Annotated in this window: 16 protein-coding genes; 5 read left to right on the plus strand and 11 right to left on the minus strand. The window is 73.7% G+C overall.

The genetic code is table 11. From position 1 onward, the window contains the following. Positions 1-7: 7 nt before the first annotated feature. The 4 genes from IEY99_RS25710 to IEY99_RS25725 all read left to right on the plus strand — a co-directional run bounded on the left by IEY99_RS25710 (position 8) and on the right by IEY99_RS25725 (position 5,162). Positions 8-1,177, plus strand: coding sequence for an acyl-CoA dehydrogenase family protein (locus IEY99_RS25710; protein WP_189206642.1), 1,170 nt, complete (start codon positions 8-10; stop codon positions 1,175-1,177). Between the two features lie 102 nt (positions 1,178-1,279). Beyond that, positions 1,280-2,896: an alpha/beta hydrolase gene (locus tag IEY99_RS25715; RefSeq protein ID WP_189206643.1), complete on the plus strand. Its 1,617-nt coding sequence runs from the start codon at positions 1,280-1,282 to the stop codon at positions 2,894-2,896. Between the two features lie 88 nt (positions 2,897-2,984). Further along, positions 2,985-3,788, plus strand: a complete 804-nt coding sequence (locus tag IEY99_RS25720; protein WP_189206644.1) for an alpha/beta fold hydrolase — start codon at positions 2,985-2,987, stop codon at positions 3,786-3,788. A gap of 210 nt (positions 3,789-3,998) precedes the next feature. After that, positions 3,999-5,162 (plus strand): hypothetical protein, encoded by a 1,164-nt coding sequence (locus IEY99_RS25725; RefSeq protein WP_189206645.1) that lies wholly within the window; start codon positions 3,999-4,001, stop codon positions 5,160-5,162. 18 nt (positions 5,163-5,180) lie between these two features. On the opposite strand, the gene IEY99_RS25730 is transcribed toward IEY99_RS25725, so the two are convergent. From IEY99_RS25730 to IEY99_RS25780, 11 genes are all read right to left on the minus strand, one after another. After that, positions 5,181-6,353, minus strand: a complete 1,173-nt coding sequence (locus IEY99_RS25730) for a glycosyltransferase family 1 protein (RefSeq protein ID WP_189206646.1) — start codon at positions 6,351-6,353, stop codon at positions 5,181-5,183. Beyond that, a complete protein-coding gene (locus IEY99_RS25735; protein WP_189206647.1) occupies positions 6,350-7,261 on the minus strand; it encodes a polysaccharide pyruvyl transferase family protein in 912 nt (303 codons plus the stop codon). The genes IEY99_RS25730 and IEY99_RS25735 overlap by 4 nt, the downstream gene beginning before the upstream one ends. Further along, positions 7,255-7,893 (minus strand): PIG-L deacetylase family protein, encoded by a 639-nt coding sequence (locus IEY99_RS25740; protein ID WP_189206648.1) that lies wholly within the window; start codon positions 7,891-7,893, stop codon positions 7,255-7,257. The genes IEY99_RS25735 and IEY99_RS25740 overlap by 7 nt, the downstream gene beginning before the upstream one ends. Position 7,894: 1 nt before the next feature. Further along, positions 7,895-8,914 carry a GNAT family N-acetyltransferase gene (locus IEY99_RS25745; RefSeq protein ID WP_189206649.1) on the minus strand — a complete coding sequence of 340 codons (1,020 nt, stop codon included), beginning with the start codon at positions 8,912-8,914 and terminating at the stop codon, positions 7,895-7,897. Further along, positions 8,898-10,076, minus strand: coding sequence for a glycosyltransferase family 4 protein (locus tag IEY99_RS34990; RefSeq protein ID WP_189206650.1), 1,179 nt, complete (start codon positions 10,074-10,076; stop codon positions 8,898-8,900). The genes IEY99_RS25745 and IEY99_RS34990 overlap by 17 nt, the downstream gene beginning before the upstream one ends. Continuing rightward, complete coding sequence (locus IEY99_RS25755) at positions 10,073-11,881, minus strand: ABC transporter ATP-binding protein (protein ID WP_189206651.1); 1,809 nt, start codon at positions 11,879-11,881, stop codon at positions 10,073-10,075. Before IEY99_RS25755 ends, IEY99_RS34990 begins: the two co-directional genes overlap by 4 nt. Beyond that, the gene (locus IEY99_RS25760; protein WP_189206652.1) at positions 11,881-13,242 is read right to left on the minus strand and encodes an FAD-dependent oxidoreductase; all 1,362 of its coding nucleotides are present in this window, start codon (positions 13,240-13,242) and stop codon (positions 11,881-11,883) included. The genes IEY99_RS25755 and IEY99_RS25760 overlap by 1 nt, the downstream gene beginning before the upstream one ends. Beyond that, positions 13,239-15,650, minus strand: coding sequence for a glycosyltransferase family 2 protein (locus tag IEY99_RS25765; protein ID WP_189206653.1), 2,412 nt, complete (start codon positions 15,648-15,650; stop codon positions 13,239-13,241). Before IEY99_RS25765 ends, IEY99_RS25760 begins: the two co-directional genes overlap by 4 nt. Before the next feature lie 11 nt (positions 15,651-15,661). Beyond that, positions 15,662-16,687: a UDP-glucose 4-epimerase GalE gene (gene galE / locus IEY99_RS25770; protein ID WP_189206654.1), complete on the minus strand. Its 1,026-nt coding sequence runs from the start codon at positions 16,685-16,687 to the stop codon at positions 15,662-15,664. A gap of 418 nt (positions 16,688-17,105) precedes the next feature. Next, positions 17,106-18,695: a serine/threonine-protein kinase gene (locus IEY99_RS25775; RefSeq protein WP_189206655.1), complete on the minus strand. Its 1,590-nt coding sequence runs from the start codon at positions 18,693-18,695 to the stop codon at positions 17,106-17,108. A gap of 112 nt (positions 18,696-18,807) precedes the next feature. After that, positions 18,808-19,641, minus strand: a complete 834-nt coding sequence (locus IEY99_RS25780) for a PIG-L family deacetylase (RefSeq protein ID WP_189206656.1) — start codon at positions 19,639-19,641, stop codon at positions 18,808-18,810. An 80-nt stretch (positions 19,642-19,721) separates the two neighbouring features. On the opposite strand from IEY99_RS25780, the gene IEY99_RS25785 reads away from it, so the two are divergent. Further along, positions 19,722-20,048, plus strand: a complete 327-nt coding sequence (locus IEY99_RS25785) for a DUF4326 domain-containing protein (RefSeq protein WP_189206657.1) — start codon at positions 19,722-19,724, stop codon at positions 20,046-20,048. Positions 20,049-20,425: the final 377 nt, after the last annotated feature.

Consider the following 20,425-nt stretch of genomic DNA (forward strand, 5'->3'; position numbering starts at 1 on the left):
ACCACCCATGCACGTGCAGTACACCGAGCGGCAGGCCGCGCTCAAGGCCACCGCGCACGAGCTGTACCAGACCATCGCCGGCTACGAGCAGCAGTGCGAGCAGGAGAACGGCCTGCCGGCCGAGGCGCACGCCGCGGTGCGCAAGGCGGTGCTGGAGAGCGGCCTGCAGGCGGTCAACATGCCGGCCGAGTGGGGCGGCGCCGGGCTGTCCATCCTGGAACAGGCGATCGTGCAGGAGGAGCTCGGCCGGCTGACCGGCGCGCTGTGGGACATGGTCTGGCGCCCGGCCAACGCGCTGCGCTTCTGCACGCCGGAGCAGCGCGAGCGGTACCTGGTGCCGGTCATCGACGGCGATCGCCGCGACTGTTACGCGGTGACCGAGCCGGGCGCCGGGTCCGACCCGCAGAACCTGGCCACCACGGCGACCGCGGTGGACGGCGGCTGGCGGATCGACGGCGAGAAGTGGTTCGTCACCGTCGGCGACCACGCCGACTTCATCATCCTGCTGGCCGCCGCCGGCCCCGAGCGCGCGCCGACGCTGTTCCTGGTGGACAAGGACACCCCCGGCGTCACGATGACCCGGGTGCCGCGCTTCATGCACACCTTCGTGTACGAGCACCCCGAGTTCACGTTCACCGACGTCTTCGTGCCGGCCGGCAACGTGCTCGGCGGGGTCGGCAAGGGTTACGACATCACCCGGTCCTGGTTCACCGAGGAGCGGCTGATGATCGCCGCGCGTACGATCGGCGCCGCCGAGCGTGCGCTCGGCCTGGCCCGCGACTGGGCGGTGGGCCGCGAGCAGTTCGGCGCGCCGATCGCCAGCTTCCAGCTCGTGCAGGCGATGCTGGCGGACAGCGCGGTCGACGTGGCGGTCAACCGGGCGTACACCCATCAGGTCGCCTGGGAGGCCGACCGGTCCGGCACCGACCGCAAGAGCCTGCACGCCAAGGCGGCGATGGCGAAGCTCTCGGCCAGCGAGGCTTCCGGCCGGGTGATCGACCGGTGCGTGCAGATCTTCGGCGGCCGCGGATACGACCGCGCGTACCCGGTCGAGCGGCTCTACCGGGAGTTGCGAGTGGACCGGATCTGGGAGGGAACCTCGGAGATCCAGCGGCTCGTCGTCGCGAACGAGCTGATCAAGCGCGGCATCGACTGCCTGCGACTTCCGCATGCCTGAGCGGGCTCGCGAAGATCGTCCAAACGGATCTGGTGCATTCGTGCCCCTGGATGGCTAGTCTCGGGGGTCGCCCGCGACGGGCGGCCTGTCGAGAGGCAAGGCATGAGAAGAATCCTGGCGGCTACCGCCGCCGTGGCGATGGGGCTGGCGGTGGGCGGCGGCGTGATCCCGGCGCCGGCCCAGGCCCGCACGGAGCCCGGTTACGGTGCCACGCCGCCCGCCATCGCCTGGGGCGAGTGCGCCAGCGCCGCGCTCGAGTCCCGGGGCGCGCAGTGCGGCTTCGTGACCGTCCCGCTGGACTACTCGCGGCCGGGTGGCACCACGATCAAGCTGGCCGTGTCCCGGATCAAGCACACCTCGTCCGAGGCCGACTACCAGGGCGTCATGCTGACGAACCCCGGTGGTCCGGGCGGCTCCGGCCTGACCCTGTCGGTGCTCGGCGAGTACGTGCCCGGCGGCGTCGGCGGCGACTACGACTGGATCGGCTTCGACCCGCGCGGGGTCGGCTCCAGCGAGCCGGCACTGACCTGCGACCCCGGGTACGCCGGCTACAACCGGCCCTACTACGTGCCGGTGAACGCCGCGCTCGAACGGGCCTGGCTCACCAGGACGGCGAGCTACGCCCAGGCCTGTGACCGGGCCGGCGGCGCATTGCTCGACCACGTCAAGACCACCGACACCATCGCCGACATGGAGAGCATCCGCCGGGCGCTCGGCGCCGAGCAGATCAACTTCTACGGCTTCTCGTACGGGACCTACCTGGGCCAGGTCTACGCGACGCTGCACCCGGGCAAGGTCCGCCGGATGGTGCTGGACGGCAACGTCGACCCCCGGCGCGTCTGGTACGACGCCAACCTGGACCAGGACGTCGCGTTCGACAAGAACATGGACGTCTTCTTCGCGTGGGTGGCGAAGCACGACTCCGTCTACCACCTCGGCACGCGCGCCCGGGCCGTGCGGGGCAAGTACTACGCGACCCTGCAGAAGCTGCGCAAGGCCCCCGCGGGCGGGCTCATCGGCCCGGACGAGTGGAACGACGTCTTCGTCTCCGCCGGCTACAACGTGGGCGGCTGGCCGGAGGTCGCACAGGCGTTCGCCGCGTGGGTCGACCACGGCGACGCCGCCGCGCTGAAGGAGCTCTACCCCGCCCCGGGCGACGTCGAGGCGGAGAACGGCTACGCGATGTACCTCGCGACCCAGTGCACCGACGTCCGCTGGCCGAAGCGCTGGTCGACGTGGAAGCGGGACAACTGGCGGACGTACGCGAAGGCGCCGTTCATGACCTGGAACAACGCCTGGTACAACGCACCGTGCCGCAGCTGGGGGGCCAAGCCCGGCAAGCCGGTGACCGTCAACGGCAGGAAGGCACCGCCGATCCTGCTGATCAGCGAGACCAAGGACGCGGCCACCCCGTACTCCGGCAGCCTCGAGGTCCGCAAGCGCTTCCCGCGTGCGGTCCTGCTCGAGGGCGTCGGCGGCACCACGCACTCCGGCTCGCTCAGCGGCATCGCCTGCACCGACGACACCGTCGCCGCGTACCTGGACACCGGTGCGCTGCCGAAGCGGGTGCACGGCAACCGCTCCGACAAGCAGTGCGAGCCGGTCCCGGCACCGGATCCGGCCCCGGTCCCGGCGGCCGCCCGGGCCAAGGCCGAGAGCCTGAACGCGGCGGACGACGCCGCCCGGCCCGCGCTGCGCGACCTGGTCACCATTCGCTGAGTGCCGGCGTCGCAGCACCGCCCCGGAAGCTCTGCCCGAGCTTCCGGGGCGGACGTCTGAGAACGCGCAGGGCGGGTATCAGCGGACGGTGCTGCCTCTCGCCCTGTCCGCCCCGCGGCCCCGTCGCGGCTGGGTGAGCCGCTGGTCGACGGTTGCGGGCGTACGCACCCACGAGCGGTGCCGCGCCGCTCCCGTGCCCGCCCTGCCCGTGGTGATGCTGCACGGCCTCGCGGTGTCCCACCGGTACCTGATGCCGACCGCGGACGCGCTCGCCGACCGGCACCCGGTGCTGGTCCCCGACCTGCCCGGCTTCGGGTTCAGCGCCAAGCCGCCGGTCGCGTACGACGTCGCGCGGCACGCCGCCTTCGTCTCCGCGTGGCTGGACGAGCACCGCCTCGCCCGGGTGGCCGTCCTCGGGCACTCGTTCGGGGCGGAGGTCGCGGCCGCCGTCGCCGCCCTGCGCCCGGACGCGGTGGCCGCGCTGGTGCTGGCGAGCCCGACGACCGATCCCGCCGCGCGCAGCCGGCGTGCCCTGATCGGCCGGTGGTTCGCCGACCTGCCCGCCGAGGACCCGCGGCAGGCCGCGATCCTGGCCCGCGACGTGTGGGACGCGCGCCCGTGGCGGGTCTGGGCGACCGTCGGGCACTCGGTCCGCAACCGCGTCGAGGAGGATCTGCGCCGGGTGTCGGCGCCGACGCTGGTGCTCGGCGGCGACCGGGATCCGGTCGCGCCGCTGCGCTGGCGTACCCGGGTGGCCGAGCTCACCGGCGGCGTCTCGGTGACCCTGCCCGGGGCCGCGCACAACGCGCTCACCACCGCCGGCGGCGCGGCCGCGGACGCGATCGCCGCACATCTCGCCCTGATCGCGAGTGCTTCCGGCACCAGCGGGTAGACGGGTGGCATGCGTATCGGGAACACAGAGGTCCGGGTCCTGGGCGGCGGTCTCGGCTGCCTCACGATGATCGTCGTGTCGGTCGTGCTGTCGGTGCTGCTGACCCTGCTGCTCAACGTCGTCTTCTAGGACGACCGTTCGCGGCGGTGCGGAACCGGCGCGCCCCGGTATTCTGCGGGGGCAGGCGAAGTCACGCCGGAAGGCGGTCCGATGCGCGTTGACCGGATCAGGACGGAGTCCGCCGAGCGCTCGGTGATCCTCCGGGCCGATGTGCACTTCGACACCCACTGGGTGTGGGGCGACGAGCCCTTCCGTCTCTGGTACCGCTACCCGGCCGAGTTCGCGCCGCGGGTGAGCGCCGCCAACGGCGACCCGTTCGTCGCCGCGCTGCTCGGCGTCGCCATGCGCCTCGGCGAGGACCTGCACATCGACGCCGAGGTCTCGCCCCGGCTCCACCGGCACGCCGCCGGAACGATCCAGGACATCTGGACCCGGTGGCACGCCGACTTCCGGCGCGTGCGTCTCGACTGCGGCGTGGGCGAGCCCCGCCGGCCCGGGCGGGAACCGCGGCGGGGGTTGTTCTTCTCCCTGGGCGTGGACTCGGCGTACTGCCTGGCCAAGAACCGTCGTGGCGGTCCCGGCGCGGAGGACCGCATCGACGACCTGGTGATGATCGAGGGCTTCGACGTCTACCTGTGGGAGTCCGAGCGGTTCCCGCCCATGGTCGCCGCGGCCGAACGGGTGGCCGCCGCCATGGGGGCCCGCATCGTGCCGGTCACGACCAACCTGCGCGAGGTCACCGACCGGGTCGTCGACTGGGTCACCATGCACTTCGCCGCCGGTCTGGCCAGCACGGTGCTCGGTCTGGGCGCCTACGACGCCGTGCACCTCGCCGCCTCGTTCACCTACGACCACCTCTTCCCGGGCGGCTCGCACCCCCTGCTGGACCCGCTCTGGGGCACGGAGGCGCTGACCATCGTGCACGACGGCTGCGAGGCCGACCGCATGGACAAGATCAGGCTTCTCGCCGACCCGGCGCACCAGGTGCTGCTGGACCATCTGCGGGTCTGCAACACCGGCGAGCTGACCGACGCCTACAACTGCGGGCGCTGCGAGAAGTGTGTCCGGACGATGATCGCGCTGCGGGCGGTGCGGGCCCTGGACCGCTGCGCCTCCCTGCCGTCCACCATCGACGTCGAGCGCTTCGCGGGCTTTCCCCTGCGGCCGGAATACCACCTCATCGCCTACCGGGAACTGCTCGGCGCGCTGGGCGACGACGAGCTGGACCGGCGGCTGCGCGGCGTACTGGAGGACAAGCTGCGCGTGTGCGCCGAGGCCGGCACCGCCATAGGCCTGCAGGTGGCCGGCCCGTGACCTCGGCTCCCCGGGTGCTCAGGCGCCGAGGTCGGTGAGCAGCCGCCGCAGCACCCCGCCCGCCTCGAAGTAGTCCTCCGCCACCCGGCCGGCCGCCGCGGCGTGCCGGTCGTAGTCGCTCTCGACCCGCCGTACCGCCTCCGCGGCCTCCTCGGGGCAGGTGAACACCAGCAGGCCCGCCCCCACCGGCAACCCGGCCGGCAGACCGGTCTGCTGGACCACGACCGGTCGTCGCGCCGCCAGGTAGCAGGCGGAACGGGTGCTGAACCAGCCCGTCCGCAGCGCGGTGTAGATCTCCTTGACCGGCGTCAGCTCGCCGCGGGACCCTTCGATGAACTCGCGGTAGCTGCGCGGACTGATCGTCATGGCGGGCGCGTCGACCACCTGCCAGCCGTACGCGCGCAGCCGGTCGCCCGGAGCGCCGAGGCCGCCCAGCGCCACCCGCACCGGCACCGGCACCCGCCGGGGCAGGTCGATGAGGCGCTCGAACTCGGCGTCCTTGCTGCGGTACTCGACCCCGTCGAGCACGATGCGATGGCCGAAGGCGTTCCAGGTCGTGACCGTCGACCAGGGTGCGTCCCGGGGCGCCGGGGGACAGTCGCGCCACAGGGCCGTGACCACCGGCATCCGCGTGGTGCGCCAGGGAAAGTCGCCGGCCGGCACGCGGCAGTCCGCGCCACCGATGTTCTCCCCGTACGTGAAGAAGCGGTCGTGGCTGGTGATCCCCCACGGCCCGGAGTCGTCCGACCAGGCCAGCCGCTGCCGCAGCATGATCTGGTTGTAGCCGGGATCGGTGTCGACGAACACCCGCGCGGCGCCGGCCGGCAGTTCCTCCGGGACCGCGCTGCCCCCGCTGACGTTGAGGAAGACGTCGGCCGTGCCCGCCACCCGGCGGAACGCGGCCGCGCTCATCCCGTGGTGCTCGGTGGCCAGGTGCACGTAGTGCCACCGGCCGGCGAGCTCCGGTGCCCAGTCGGCGAGGAAGGCGGCGATGAAGGCGGCGGAGTACGTCCCGTCCGCGCTGAACGTGACGTCGACCGGCTGGTACGGCCACCGCCAGGTGTCCTCGTGGTAGTACACGTCGTGCCCGAGCCGGGCCAGGCCGATCACGTACTGCAGGTAGTCCCACGCGACGCCGCCCAGCGGGTACAGGCCCACGAGCCCGCTGACGACGATGCGCAACCGGGTCACGGCCGCCCCGCCGCGAGGTCGCGGACCTGCCGTCCGATGCGCCGGTGCGCCCGCCGCGCCCGGGCCAGGGCGGGCGCCGGGTCGGGCTGCGCGTCGAGGCGGCCCAGCAGTTCCGGCAGGCGGTCCACCTGCTCCTGCCCCAGCACCCAGTCGCCGAGCCCGACCGCCGACATGAACGACTCGATCTTCCAGTCGCCGGACACCGCCACGACCCGGCGGCCGGTGGCCACGGCGATGATGCAGCCGTGCAGCCGCGAGGTGACCACGGCGTCGCAGGCGCGGTAGAGGTCCAGCACCCGTTCCAGGCCCGCGGCGTCGCCGTCGCGGTGCAGGTTGTTGGTCTCCCGGTACGCCCGTCCCGTCCGCGCGGCGAAGCGGGCGGCGGCACGGCCCATCGCCTCGTACTCCGCCTCGCCGACGGTGGTGAGGTTGTCGACGTGCAGCACCCCCCAGCCGCGCCGCCGGGACCGGCGCAGCACGAGCACGCTCGGGCAGGCCACCGCGGGCGGCAGCGGCGGGCCGCCGAGCAGCCCGCGGGTGTGCTCGTCGCGTACCCGGCACAGCAGGGCGCGAGCGGCGAGACCGCGCGGCAGCCCCGGCTCCAGCCGCGAGTCCTCCCGCTTCAGATCCACCGCCCCCACGCCCCACAGGCAGTAGCGCAGCCGGTCCTGCAGAGCCGCCAGTCCCGTCCAGAACGGTGCGAAGTAGTCCATCAGCAGCCCGCCGCCGCCGATCACCACCAGGTCGCCGGGGCCCGCCGAGGCCAGGGCGCGCAGCGTCCGCCGGACGAACGGGGCGTCGCACAGATGGGTGACGACCGGCACGCCGGCGAGCTGGCTCCGGATGCCCTGGGCGGCCAGCCAGTCACCGGCGTTGGACCGGTTGGCGAAGACGTGGTGGATCACCATCGTGGCTCGCGGTACGCCTCGGCGTAGTCGCCGCCCGGCCAGCTGTGCATCTCGCCGCGGTAGCGGGCCAGCCCGGCGAGCGCGTCGTCGAACCGCAGCACCCGGCACTGGCTGGCGTAGAGCCGGATCGCGGTGAGCTTGGCGTCGATCACCGGCGAGATGTCGACGAGCTCGTCCAGCTCGCCGAGCGGCGTCCACACCTCGAACATGAGCACGCGGGGGCGCGCGGCGCCGCCGTCGAGCCGGGCGGTGGCACGGTGCACCAGCCGGGCGGCGGCCCGGTGGTCGGGGTGCTGCTCACCGTCGTGCGGCACGTAGATCACGTCCGGCCGGAAGGTGCTGATCAGCTCGGACAGTCGCGCCGAGGTGGCGCGGGTGGCGGTCAGCCTGCCGTCGGGCAGCCGCCAGAACTCGATGCCGGCCAGGCCGAGCGCCGCGGCCGCGGCCGCGGCCTCCGCCTCCCGGGTGCGCCGGGTCTCGTCCGGGCCGAGCCCGTGCCCGCCGGCCTCACCGGAGGTGAGGAAGACGACGCGCACCTCGGCGCCCGCGAGGACGTGCAGCCGCAGCGCCCCGCCGCACCCGACGGTCTCGTCGTCCGGGTGCGGGCTCACCACCAGAATCCGCCGGGCCATCTCAGCCGGTCCGGGGGCCGAGGGGGTACAGCCCCCAGGTCCGCACGGTCCGCACGCCGGTCGCGAACCGGTACTTGAACGCCTCGTCGCCGATGCCGAAGTCGAAGCGGGTGCAGCCGGGAATCTCGCGGGCGAGCAGCAGCAGGCGGCGCAGCAGCACCTCGCCCGGCGAGCGGGCCGCGTACGCCGGATCGAACGACGGCTTGTACCACAGCAGCGAGCCGGCGAAGTCGAACCCGAGATGGAACGCGACCGCGGTGCCGTTCCAGCGCACCGTCGTGAAGACCACCCAGCCGTGCGCGGCGCCGGCGGCGGCGACCGCGCGGAAGAAGGCGCGGCAGCCGGGGGCCGTGAAGGCGCTCGGGTACGGGGTGCCCGCCCAGCGCCGGACGTGCTGCGCGAAGAACGGCTCCAGGTCGTCCGCCGTGGGCGCCCGGTCGTGCACCACACTCAGCTCGCCGCAGCGGGCGAGGCCGCGCTCGTGCCGCACGAGGCTGCGCCGGTGGGCCGCAGGCCGCGGCGAGACGGCGTCGGCGGCCAGGTCGACGTACGGAGCGTCCATCGTGCCCTCGTCGACCAGGTCGAGTCCGAGGACCGTGGCGGCGCCGCGCAGCGCGTCCGCGGTGCGGGAGCCGTCGGGCACGTGATGCAGGCGGAAGCCCACGAACCCGGCAGTCGCCGCGCGTGCCGCCGCGAGCGCGGTGCCGACCGCCCCGGTGTCCGTCACGTCGCCGAGCAGGTCGAGGTAGTCGGCGCTGCCGGCGCCGCAGAAGAACACCATGCCGGCCTCCGCGAAGAACGGCGCCATCAGCACCGGCACGCCGTCGCGCAGGACGAGCACGGGCAGGATCCGCCCGCGGGGATGACAGCGCCACCAGGCGTCCAGCCACTCCCGGGTGAGGAAGACCTCCCGCGTGTCGCCCCGGTCGAGCAACGCCCGCCATTGCGCCGCCGGCAGCGCCGGGTCGCCGATGCCGCGCAGCACCCGGGCGGCGAGACCCGCCCTAGCGGTGACCATCATCGGCCACCTCCCGCAACAGCGACTCCAGCCGCCGCAGGCAGCGGCGCCGGTCGGCGTGGCGCTCCACGTACGCGCGGGCTTCCTGCCCCATCCGGGCGGCCCGCGGCGCATCGGCCAGCAGGGCCTGCAGGGCGCCGGTCAGCGCGGGTACGTCGCCCGGCGGCACGACCAACCCGGTGCTTCCGTGCCGGACCACCTCCACGGCGCCGCCGGCCGCGGTGGCCACCACCGGCACCCCGCACGCCATGGCCTCCAGGTACACCAGCCCGGGGCCGCCCTCGTAGCGCGACGGCAGGGCGAAGACGGCCGCCCCGGCCAGCACGGCGGGCAGCTCGTCATGACCGAGCGGCCCGCGCAGCTGGAGCACCTCGCGCCGGCCGGCGGCGGATGCCCGCTCGGCGAGCCGGCGGGCCACGCCCGGATCGCCGGGCCCGACGACGGTCAGCCGCAGGTCCTGGGGCGGGTCCGGTACCGCCAGCACCGCGTCCAGCAGGTCCAGGACCCCCTTGCTCTCGGCGACCCGGCCGACGAAGACCACCCCGTGCCGCTCGGCGCCGGGGACCGGCCGGAACCGGTCGACGTCCACGCCGGTGTGCAGCGTGGGGACGGGTCCGGCCGGGGCGCCGTAGTGCCGCCGGCACCACTCGGCCGAACAGGCGCTGGAGGAGTAGATGCGCTCGGCGAGCCGGACGCACGCCTTCTCCATGCCGATGCCGACCTCGTGCAGCGTGCCGCCGGGCTCGGGCCAGCCGATCGTGTGGGCCAGCATGACGAGCGGGCCGTGCAGCTGCATCGCCACGGGCGCACGGTCCTGCGGTTCCCGGCCGGCCAGGTAGGCGTACCCCTCGCCGCCGTAGTCGGGCAGGTCCACGACGTCCAGGCCGGGCCCGTCGGCGAGGGCGGTGAGCTCGGCGGCCACCGCGACGCTGTAGCCGAGCCACCGACCGGCCTCGGTGTACGGGCGCGCCGGGAACCCGGCACCCGGCACGCGGATCAGGTGCACGCCGTCGCGGCGGCGTTCGCTGCGGCCGCCGTCGAGGCTGTGCGTGACGACGTGCACGTCGTGGCCGAGCGCCGCGAGGCCGTACGCCTTGGCGGCCGTCTGCGTGCCGATGCCCCCGCCGTCGGGCGCGAACTGCTGGGCGGCCACGGCGATCCTCATCGGACCTGCCCGGGTGCGCCGATGAGGTGCAGATGGTGGTAGCGGGCGTAGGTGCCGCCGGCGGTGAGGAGTTGGGTGTGGGTGCCGTGTTCGGTGATGTGTCCGTTGTCGAGGACGATGATGCGGTCGGCGTGGCGCACGGTGCTGAGGCGGTGGGCGATGATCAGGACGGTGCGTCCGGTGGTGGCGTGGGTGAGGGCGGGCACGAGCAGTGCTTCGGATTCGGGGTCGAGGGCTGCGGTGGGTTCGTCGAGGATGAGTACGGGTGCGTCTTTGAGCAGGGCGCGGGCGATGGCGAGGCGTTGTTGCTGGCCGCCGGAGAGGGTGGTGCCGTGTTCGCCGAGGATGGTGTCGTAGCCGTGGGGCAGGGCTTGGATGAAGTCGTGGGCGTGGGCTTGGCGGGCGGCGTGTTCGATGTCGTGGTGGGTGGCGTCGGGTCTTCCGTAGGCGATGTTGTCGGCGATGCTCAGGGGCAGGAGCAGGGGTTGTTGCCGGACGATGGAGATGCGGGTGCGGAGTTGGTGTAGTCGGGTGTGGCGGATGTCGGTGCCGTTGTAGTGGATGTGGCCGGTCCAGGGGTCGAGGAAGCGGGGGATGAGGGCGGCGAGGGTGGATTTGCCGGCGCCGGTGGGTCCGACCAGGGCGATGGTTTCGCCGGGGTCGATGTGCAGGGTGATGTCGTGCAGGACCGGCCGGCCGGGTTGGTAGCCGAAGGTGACCTGGTCGAAGTCCAGGGCCGCGCCCCGGCCCGCCGCGGGCAACGGCACCGGATGGTGCGGTTCCGGCACGTCCTGCGCCGGCTCCAGGACCTCCAGGACACGGTCCAGCCCCGCCTGGGCGACCCGTACGTCCCGCTGGAGCTGGAGCAGCCCCCGCGCCTCGGCCTCGATGGTGCGGGCGTAGACGAGGAAGACGAGCAGGGACCCGACGGTGAGCCGGCCGCGCAGTACCTGGTGACCGCCCACGAGCAGCACGGTGGCGACCGCGGCGGCGCTGAGCAGGCCACCGACGGACTCCGAGACCGTCTCGGCCGTCGCGGCCCGCCGGCCCGCGCTCACGGCACCGTCCACGCGGTCGCGCATGGCGCGCAGGTTGCGGTCCTCGGCGGTGTACGCCTGGACGACCGGCAGCGCGTGCAGCACCTGCGTCACGAAGGCGACGAGCGCGGACTGGGCGCGGCGGAACCCGAGTGCCCGGCCCTTCACCCGCGCGCCGAGGACGTGCGCGACGAGCGCGAGGAGTGGCGCCGCGGCGAACAGGACCCCGGTGAGCACGGCGTTCAGCCGCCAGGCGGCCAGCCCCACGGCGGCCAGCGTCAGGATGTGCAGCAGCGGTCCGACCAGCAGGGCATGGGTCGCGGCGTAGACCGCGTAGCTGTCCGTACCGACCCGGCTCATCAGGTCGCCGGCCGGCCGGGTGGCGTGGAAGCCGGCGGATCGACGCTGGAGGCGGTCGACCAGGTCGACGGCGACGGCCCGGGTCAGGCGCAGACCGGTCGTCTCGACCAGCCAGGCCGTGACCGCGTGCACCGCCGTGGCGAGCACGGCCGTCACGCCGGTGAGGACCGCGGCGGCCAGCACGATCGATGCGGCGGAACCGCCGAGGCCGAGGGCGGTGAACGCCGCGCCGGCCGCGCCGGCCGGCGGACGCCCCGAGAGACCGTTGTCGACCAGCACCTGCAGCGGCAGCGGCTGGACGGCGGTCAGCGCCGCCGACAGTGCGGTCAGGGCGGCGAGCACCGACAGCCTCGCCCGCTGGGCGCGGGGATAGCGCAGCAGCAGACGGTAGCGGCGGGCGCGCAGCATCAGACCGCGAGCTGGGCCAGCTCGTCGCGGATGAGGGCGTCGACGTGGGCGCCGACCTCCCGGGCCCGGATCGCCGGGTGCTTCATGAGGCGGTCGAGCATCTCTTCCTGCCTTGCCTGCCGGCAGCGTACCTCCGTGTAGGGGCGCCGGGAGAAGGCCACCATCGTGTAGAGGGGCACGAACCGGTCCGGGCCCAGCCGGTACGCGCGGTCCTCCAGCCATTTGCGGATCCGGAACAGCGGGTCCCGGGCCCGGACCGCCAGCTCCTCGTAGTGCTGTTCGGCCAGCTGGATCACGGTTTCGCAGTTCTCCGTACGGTCCTGCTCGTAGCGGCGCAGGGCGGCGTGCCCGTCGTCGCCGTGCTCGGAGAGGCAGTCGAGCAGCACGGTGCAGTCCTCGAAGCCGGCGTTGAGGCCCTGGCCGAGGAACGGCACCAGCGCGTGCGCGGCGTCGCCCACCAGCGCCAGCCAGTCCTCGTGGACCCAGGGCCGGCAGCTGCTGCTGACCAGCAACGACGGCGGGCGGGCGAAGAAGTCCTGCACCAGGTCGGGCGAGGCGGCGAGCAGGTCGGGGCATTCGTCGCGCAGGAAGCGGGTCAGCTCGTGCGGCGTGGTCAGCGCCGCGAACGACTCCTCTCCGGTCAGCGGCATGAACATGGACACGGTCGCGCTGCCGTCGACGTTGGGGAAGCCCACCAGCATGCACTGGCCGCGCGGCCACAGGTGCAGGGCCTCGCGGTGGGCGAGGTCCCCGGTGAGGCCGCTGGGCGGCAACCGCAGCTCCCGGTAGAGCATGGGCGACAGGCGCTGGAAGAAGCTGCCGGCGTGCGCGCGCAGCAGTCCGCGGCGCAGGGTGGACCAGGCGCCGTCGGCGGCGAACACCTGGCGGGCCGTGACCGCCGTCGTCACCCCGCCGGGGCCGACGAAGCTCAGCCGGCGCCGGTCGAAGTCCGGCTCCAGGCACCGGTGGTCGAAGTGGACGCGCACGCCCGGATGCGCGCGGACCATCTCCAGGAGCAGATCGGTCAGCTGGGCCCGGGAGGCGGAGTAGATGGCGTCGTGCCGGCTGGTGTACGGCTGGAACGCGCAGGCGCCGTACGGGGAGTGGATCATCCGGCCGTACAGCGGCACACAGATCTCGTGCACGGCGGCGTCGGCGTCCACCGCCCGCAGGGCGTGCCAGCCGCGCTCGGCGAGGGTCAGGTTGATGGACCGCCCCGGCGGCGCCGGCAGGCGGCGGGGATCGGGCCGGCTCTCGTAGACCGTGACCTGGTGGCCCCGCCGGGCGAGCAGCAGCGCGAGCAGTGAGCCCACCGGTCCGGCACCGACGACCACGGTCTGTGCCGCGACGGTACGCGTCATGTCGTCTCCCGGGATGAGCCGGCCCGGCGGGTGGTGTGCGTCAGGGCGGCGTGGACGCGACGGCGCAGCACCAGCGCCTCGGATCCGATCGCGACGGCCGCCGCGCCGGTGCCGGCCGCCGCCAGCGCGGGGTCGACGGCGGTCAGCCCGGCGAGCGCCGCGAGGAGCACCGGCAGGGCGGGCCGGGGCAGCCACCGCACCCGGTACGCCGGCTGCCAGCGCCACAGCACGGCGGTGACGATCCGGGCGGTCAGGAACGGCCCGACGGCCGCGCAGACGTCCCAGGCGCTGCACGGGCCGCCCCGGTGGACGACGCACCGGCGGGCCGTGAGGTCGTCCTGCAGGTGCCGCAGCCAGGCCGGCCGGTCGCCGGACCAGGCGGGCTCCCGCGCAGGTGCCGCACTCAGCGGACGCCCCCGGAGGCGGCCCCACAGCCGGGCGAACGGTTGCAGCACGTGCAAAGCCGCGACGAGCAGCCGCAGTGCGACCGGCCGCGGCTCGGCCGGGGGCACAACGAGGGTCGTCGCGACGACCAGCGCGTAGCCCAGCACCGCGGCGACCGCGGCGGCGCCGGCCGGCAGTGCCCAGGACGTCACCGGCGCGAGCAGCAGACCGGCGAGCGCCGGCGCCAGGGTCAGCGGCAGGAGCACCCCGCCGTACTGCACCGCGGTCTCCGCCCGCCGCCGGGCGACCGGCTGGTAGGGCGCCGTGCCGGCGGGGCCGTGGTAGACCACCGGCCGCAGCAGCCGGGTGGCGATGCGGGCGCCGCCGTAGACGAAGCCGGACCAGCGGGCCTGGCCCAGGCGGTTGAAGCGGTGGGGGTGGGCACCGGAGAGCATGCGTTCGGCCCGGCCGTAGCCGCGCTGCTGGCGCAGGTATCCGCCGACGGTGTCGCGCCGGTGGTGGTACACCTGCGCGGCGGCCGCGAAGGCGATCTGCCGTCCCTCGTCGAGCAGCTTCCAGCAGACGTCCACGTCGTCACCGGCGGCGGTGTAGTCCGGCCGGAACCCGCCGACGGCGCGCAGCGCGTCGCGCCGGTAGGCCATGTTGCAGCCGGGCACGTGCTCGGCCCGGTCGTCGCTGACGAGCACCTCGGTGGGGCCGCCGGGGGAGAGGGCCACCGCCCGCTCCACGATGCCGGCGCCGGGGCAGGGCAGGTTGGGGCCGCCGGTGGCGGCCACCCGGGCGTCGTCGAAGGACAGCACCAGGTGGTGCAGCCAGTCCGGGTGGCACGCGGCATCGGAGTCGAGGTAGGCGACGATCTCCCCGGTCGCCGCGTCCAGGCCGGCGTTGCGCGCGCAGCTCAGGCCGGCGTGCGCGAGCCGCAGCAGCCGGAACGGGTACCGCGCCGCGATCTGCGCCGTCCGGTCGGTCGAGCCGTCGTCGCAGACGAGTACCTCGAAGTCCGGGTATCCGCACCGCAGCAGCGACGTCAGGCACTCGTCGAGGGTCCGCTCCGCGTTGTACGCGCAGACGAGCACGCTGACCCGCGGCCACGCCCCCCGCAGGTCCCCGAGGCCGGTGGCGGCCCACCGGCTCACCACCGCCAGGCCCGGCCGGGGACGGCGCTCGGTGTCCGTGAGGCCGAAGCCCCAGCCCCGCACGGGCGTCCCGGCGACCGCCCAGTCGTCGGTCCAGGAGAACACCGTGGCGCCCGCACAGCCGGTCTCGTCCACGACCGGCAGCTGCGCGGCGAGCGACGTGGCCTGGACGGTGTCGCCGTGCACCAGGGCGGGGACGCCCAGCTCGCCGATGACCAGCGGCCGGTCGCCGGCCACCACGCGCAGGTGCCGCAGGTACGCCCGCAACCGCGCGGCCTCGTCGAGGAACACGTGGTAACAGACCAGGTCCTGGCCCTCGGCGTCGAGGAACTCGGTCGTCGGGAAGTTGCCGTAGGTGACCAGCAGACCCGGGTCGCCCGCGTGGCAGCGGGCCACCAGGTCGGCGAGGCCGTCCGCGACGGTGCCGATGCCGTGCAGCCGGACGACGTCGCACGGGTACTCGTTGCCGACGGCCAGGGCCAGGATCCGTGGATCTCCCGCGTACGACTCCAGCGCCGCGTCGACGGCCCGCCGCCCGGCGTCGCGGACCCGGATCCGCGCCGCCCGCCCGGCCCGCGGCTCCATCCGCCAGTCGTGGTGGTGCAGCCCCACGAGGACCCGCAGGGACAGCTCACCGGCGAGGTCCAGCAGGTCTTCGGGGACGGGATCGTAGGTGCGTACCGTGGTCAGCCCGGCCTCGGCGATCGCCACCAGGTCCCGCTTGAGCACGGCGTGCTCGGGAAAGGCGGCGCCGTCGCGGCGTGCGGCGAAGCCTCCGTAGGTGACGCCCCGGACGTGGAAGACCTCGTCGCCGACGCGCAGGTGACGACCGTCGGCGAGCACGCGGGAGCGGGAACCCGGCGACATGCCCGGCGCCGTCATCGGTCGTAGCCGGCCGGGTTGAGCTGCTGGAACCGCCACGAGTCCTGGCACATCGTCGCGAGGTCGCGCCGCGCGTGCCAGTTCCAGTCGCGGGCCGCCCGGCCCGCGTCGGTGACCAGTTCGGCGACGTCGCCCGGACGGCGGCCGGCGAACCGGTACGGCAGGTCCCGCCCGCAGGCGGCGGCGAAGGCGGCGATGAGCTCGAGCACCGAGGTGCCGGTTCCCGTGCCCAGGTTGTAGACCCGCAGGCCGGTCCGGTCGCCGAGGTGCTCCGCCGCGAGCCGATGACCCTCCGCGACGTCGGCCACGTGGACGTAGTCGCGGATGCAGGTGCCGTCGCGGGTCGGGTAGTCGTGGCCGAACACGTTCAGGTGGTGGCGCCGCCCGACGGCCACCTGGGCGAGATAGGGCAGGAGGTTGTTCGGCACACCGAGCGGGTCCTCGCCCAGCAGGCCGCTGTCGTGCGCCCCGACGGGGTTGAAGTACCGGAGCGCGATGACCGACAGATCGCTGTAGCGCGCGCAGGCGTCGGCCAGGACCAGCTCACACATCCACTTCGACCGGCCATAGGGGCTCACGGGTGTGCCGGCGTCCGTTTCCATGATCGGAATGCGGCAGGGACGGCCGTACACCGAGCAGGACGACGAGAAGACCAGCTCCCGTACGCCGTAGCGGCACATCACGTCCAGCAGAGTCACCGTCCCGCAGACGTTGACGTCGTAATAATGCAGTGGCCTGCGCACCGACTCGCCGACCGCCTTCTTCGCCGCGAAATGGATCACCGCGTCGACCCGGTGTGCCGCGAACACCTCCGCGAGCTCGCGGCGGTCCCGCAGGTCGACCCGGTAGAGCGGCACCTGCCGGCCGGCCAGCTTCTCGACCCGCTCCACGGCGGCGGGAACGCTGTTCGAGAAGTCGTCCACCACGACGACCTGGTAGTCGTGTTCCAGAAGCTCCAGGCAGGTGTGGCTGCCGATGAAACCGGCGCCACCGGTCAACAGGAGCGTTCTCTGTTCGGGCATGTGGCATCGCTCCACGAGAATGGGCACAGCCTCGGATGCAACCGGCATCATGCACAGTGGCTGCCGGCTGAGATTTCTCCGGACATGCGTCGGCCGTGGTGAACAGGGCCGCGGATGGCGACGTCGACACGGTATTCGTCGAGGCGGATAGGGTCGGCGCCCAAGACGACAGGGAAATGACGAATTTTTAAAGATTTGTTTCGCGGCCCGAAGGAATCGCTTGGTCGCTGATGCTAGTCAATGCCCCGGGATTGCACAAGCGCACCCACGGCAAACTGCGACGCCCGGCCTCGCGATTGCCGGTGCGGCATAAAGAATCATGCGAATCCCGGACTGTTCCCGACGTTAAGCAAAGATGATGCTTGCTTGAAGACAAATGCCTCGCTTGTCGGTGTTTGTCCCGGCGGCCCGGCTGCCCTCAATCCCTCTTTCCCTTGTTGCCCTTGCCGGGCCCTCTTCCTTTCCCTTGCTTCTTGCCCTCGCCCTTTTCGTCCCGGTCGTCGGCGTTGTTCTTTCTTTCGCCGCCGTTTCCGCGGTGTGCGGTCGTCCGGGCCGGCGGCACCGTCTGGTCGGCCGCCGACAGGACCGTCGCGCAGGCGGTGCCGTTGAGCCGGAACTCGGCGGGCAGGGCGGTGGTCTCGCGGTAGGTGCCGTCGAGGCGCGTGGCGGCCGACGCCCGGGCCGGCAGGTCGCCGCCGGTCGCCTGCACGGTGCGGCCCACCTGCCGCCACCGGGCGTTCCAGCCCCGGATCAGCTCCTGCTCGGCGGGGAAGGTGAAGGTCAGCCGCCAGTCGGAGATCGGCGCGGTGCCGGTGTTGGCGACGGTGACGGCGGCGGAGAACTTCCCGCCGACCGCGCGCCGGACGGCGTACCGCACCTCGCAGCGGGGCTCGGGCTGCTTCGGAGCGGCCACCGCCGCGGGGGGAGCCGCCAGCGGGGAGATCTGCCCGGCGTCGGTCTCGTCGCCGAGCCAGACGGCGCCGGCCGCGCCGGAGACGAGCACCGCCGCCGCGGTCGACAAGCCCAGCGCCGTACGCCGGCGCCCGGGCCGGCGCCGCGGACGACCGAACGGGTTCGCCAGCGCCTTGGTCGCGGGGCCCGTGCTGCCCGGCCGTCCGGTGTCCGCTCCGAACGCGGCGGCGGGCCGGGCGCCGCCGGTGGCGAGGTGGGCCTGCGGGGGCGCCGCCGCGACGAGACCGGCCGCGAGGCCGAGGACGCGGGCCGCCTCGGCCGCGTCGGGCCGGTCCTGGGGGCGCTTGTGCAGGCACCGCCGGCAGAGCCGGACCACCTCCGGCGGCAGCTGGGCGATCGGCGGCAGCGGTGCCGGTTCCTGCTCGCGGTGTGCGACGAGCATCTCCACGGTGGTGGCGGCGGGCCAGGGCATCCGCCCGGCGAGTGCCCGGTACAGCAGCAGGCCGAGCGAGTACACGTCCGCGGCGGGGCTGACCGGCGCGCCGTCGATCCGCTCCGGCGCGAGATAGGCCGGCGTGCCCAGCACCTGGCCGTCGGGGTCGTCCGGCTCCCCGGTCGTGGCCGAGATGCCGAAGTCGACGAGCTTGACCTCGGCCTCGGTGACCAGCACGTTGCCGGGTTTGACGTCGCGGTGCACGATGCCCCGCGCATGCGCCGCGGTCAGCGCCGCGGCGACCTGGGCGCAGATCGCCACGGCCCGGGGCCACGGCAGGGCCCCGCCGGTGAACAGCTGCGCCAGCGAGGGTCCGTCGACCAGCTCCATCACCACGTACGGCCGGGCCGGCCCGGCCGCCTCGTCCTGCCCGTAGTCGTAGACCTCGACGATGTTGGGGTGATGCAGCGCGGCCACGGCCCGGGCTTCCCGGTGCACCTGGTCCACGAACGCAGGGTCGGCGGCCGTGTGCGGCGCCAGCATCTTGACGGCGACGTCGCGGCCCAGCACCTCGTCGTGGGCGCACCACACCACCGACATGCCGCCGACGCCCACCTGCCGGCGCAGCCGGTAGCGCCCGGCCAGCAGTCGCCCAGTCCTCATGGCGTCTGTCGATGCCCGCATGCCGACCGCTCCAAACGGCCGACCAGGGCTAATGCCGGCCGGGATGCCGCGCCGGACGGTGTCGCGCCGGCCGCTGTGCGGCGCCGGCCCGTCAGCGGAGACCGGCGAACAGGTCGTCCTCGGGCAGCGGAGCGCCGGTCCTGTCGTACGCCCGCACGAACGTCTCGATGCCCATCAGCTCGGTGAACCGCTCCCTGCCCATGCGCAGGAACACGACGTTCTCGCTCTGGCTGGCGTGCGCGGCCAGCGAGTCGTACTTCCGATCACCGAACGCCCGGGCGTCCACCCAGGTGCTGATCTCGTCGTCGGGCAGGCCGAGCGGCGGGGGACCGTCGTCCTCGGCGATCCGGGCCTCCTCCCAGTCGACCCCGAGCTCGCGCAGCACCTTGCCGAAGGCGGCCATCGCCGAGTGCGGTGCGGTCGTCCAGTAGACCTTGGCGGGGACGTCCGTGAGGGCGACCGCCGCCATGGTGATGCGGTGCGCCTGGATATGGTCCGGATGCCCGTAGAAGCCGTTCTCGTCGTAGGTGACGACGACGTCCGGCCGGTAGCGCCGGATCAGCTCGGCGAGCCGCTGCGCCCCCTCGGCGACGGGGGTGCTCCAGAACGAGCCGGGCGCCTCGTTGGTGGGCCAGCCCATCATCCCGGAGTCGGCGTATCCCAGCAGCTCCAGGTGCGTGACCTGCAAGGCGGCGCAGCTGGCCTCGAGCTCCGCGCGGCGCAGCGCCGCCACGGCCGGCGGGTCGTGCCCCGGGTCGCCGGGCTTGACCCCGCCCGGGCCGTCACCGCACCGGCCGTCGGTGCAGGTGACCACGACCGTCGTGATGCCCTCCGCCGCGTAGCGGGCGAGGGCGCCGCCGCCGCTCGTGGCCTCGTCGTCGGGATGTGCGTGCACCGCCATCAGGGTCAGGGAGCGCTCGGCCATGACGCCACCCTACGACCGCCGTGGCGATACCTTGGACGGCGAGCAGGGGTGGCTGCTGCGGCGACGAAGGAATCCCGACCATGGACCGTACGACGGTCGTCAACCTCAAGGGACATCGCGACGACCCGGACTACGCCGACGTCGTCTACGTGGGCCGGGCGATGACCCGGGGCGGCTGGCGCCTGGCGGAGTCGCCGTTCGCCTGCCCCTACCGTCCGGGACGCGACGGCTCGCGGGAGGAGGTCGTGGCCAGGTACCGGGAGTACCTCCTGGCCCGGCCCGACCTCCTGGCCCTCCTGCCGGACCTGCGCGGCCGGCGGCTGGGCTGCTGGTGCGCGCCGCTGCCGTGCCACGCCGAGGTGATCGCCGAGCTCGCCGATTCGCGACATCGATCAGGAAAAGATTGACGTCAATGCGACGGTGGCCGCGATATCGCTCCCGCCGGGGCGTCCATTCGTCATCAGGAATTACCATTTTCGACCGTTGACGACCGGGTGCCGCGGATTTACGGTTGACGTGACTGTGCCGAATGGCTGGACGACACCGCTCCGCGAGAGGAGATGCCGGATTCGCCATGCGTCTCACGAGATGATCGTGTAGCCACCTTGGTCGCTGCGAGCAGCTCGAACGCCGGTCCGGTAGGGTGCGGCGCGGTAGGCCGGGGCCGCTCGGTCGGTGCATTCGGCGTGCGGGCGCCCGGCGGCGAGGATTGCCGAGAAGGGTGGATCCCGTGATATCCGGTGAGCCCGGTCGTCACCGCGGGCCGACAATTCTTCGGAGACGA

It is taken from the genome of Couchioplanes azureus, assembly GCF_014648355.1.
Taxonomy (GTDB): Bacteria; Actinomycetota; Actinomycetes; order Mycobacteriales; family Micromonosporaceae; genus Actinoplanes; species Actinoplanes azureus.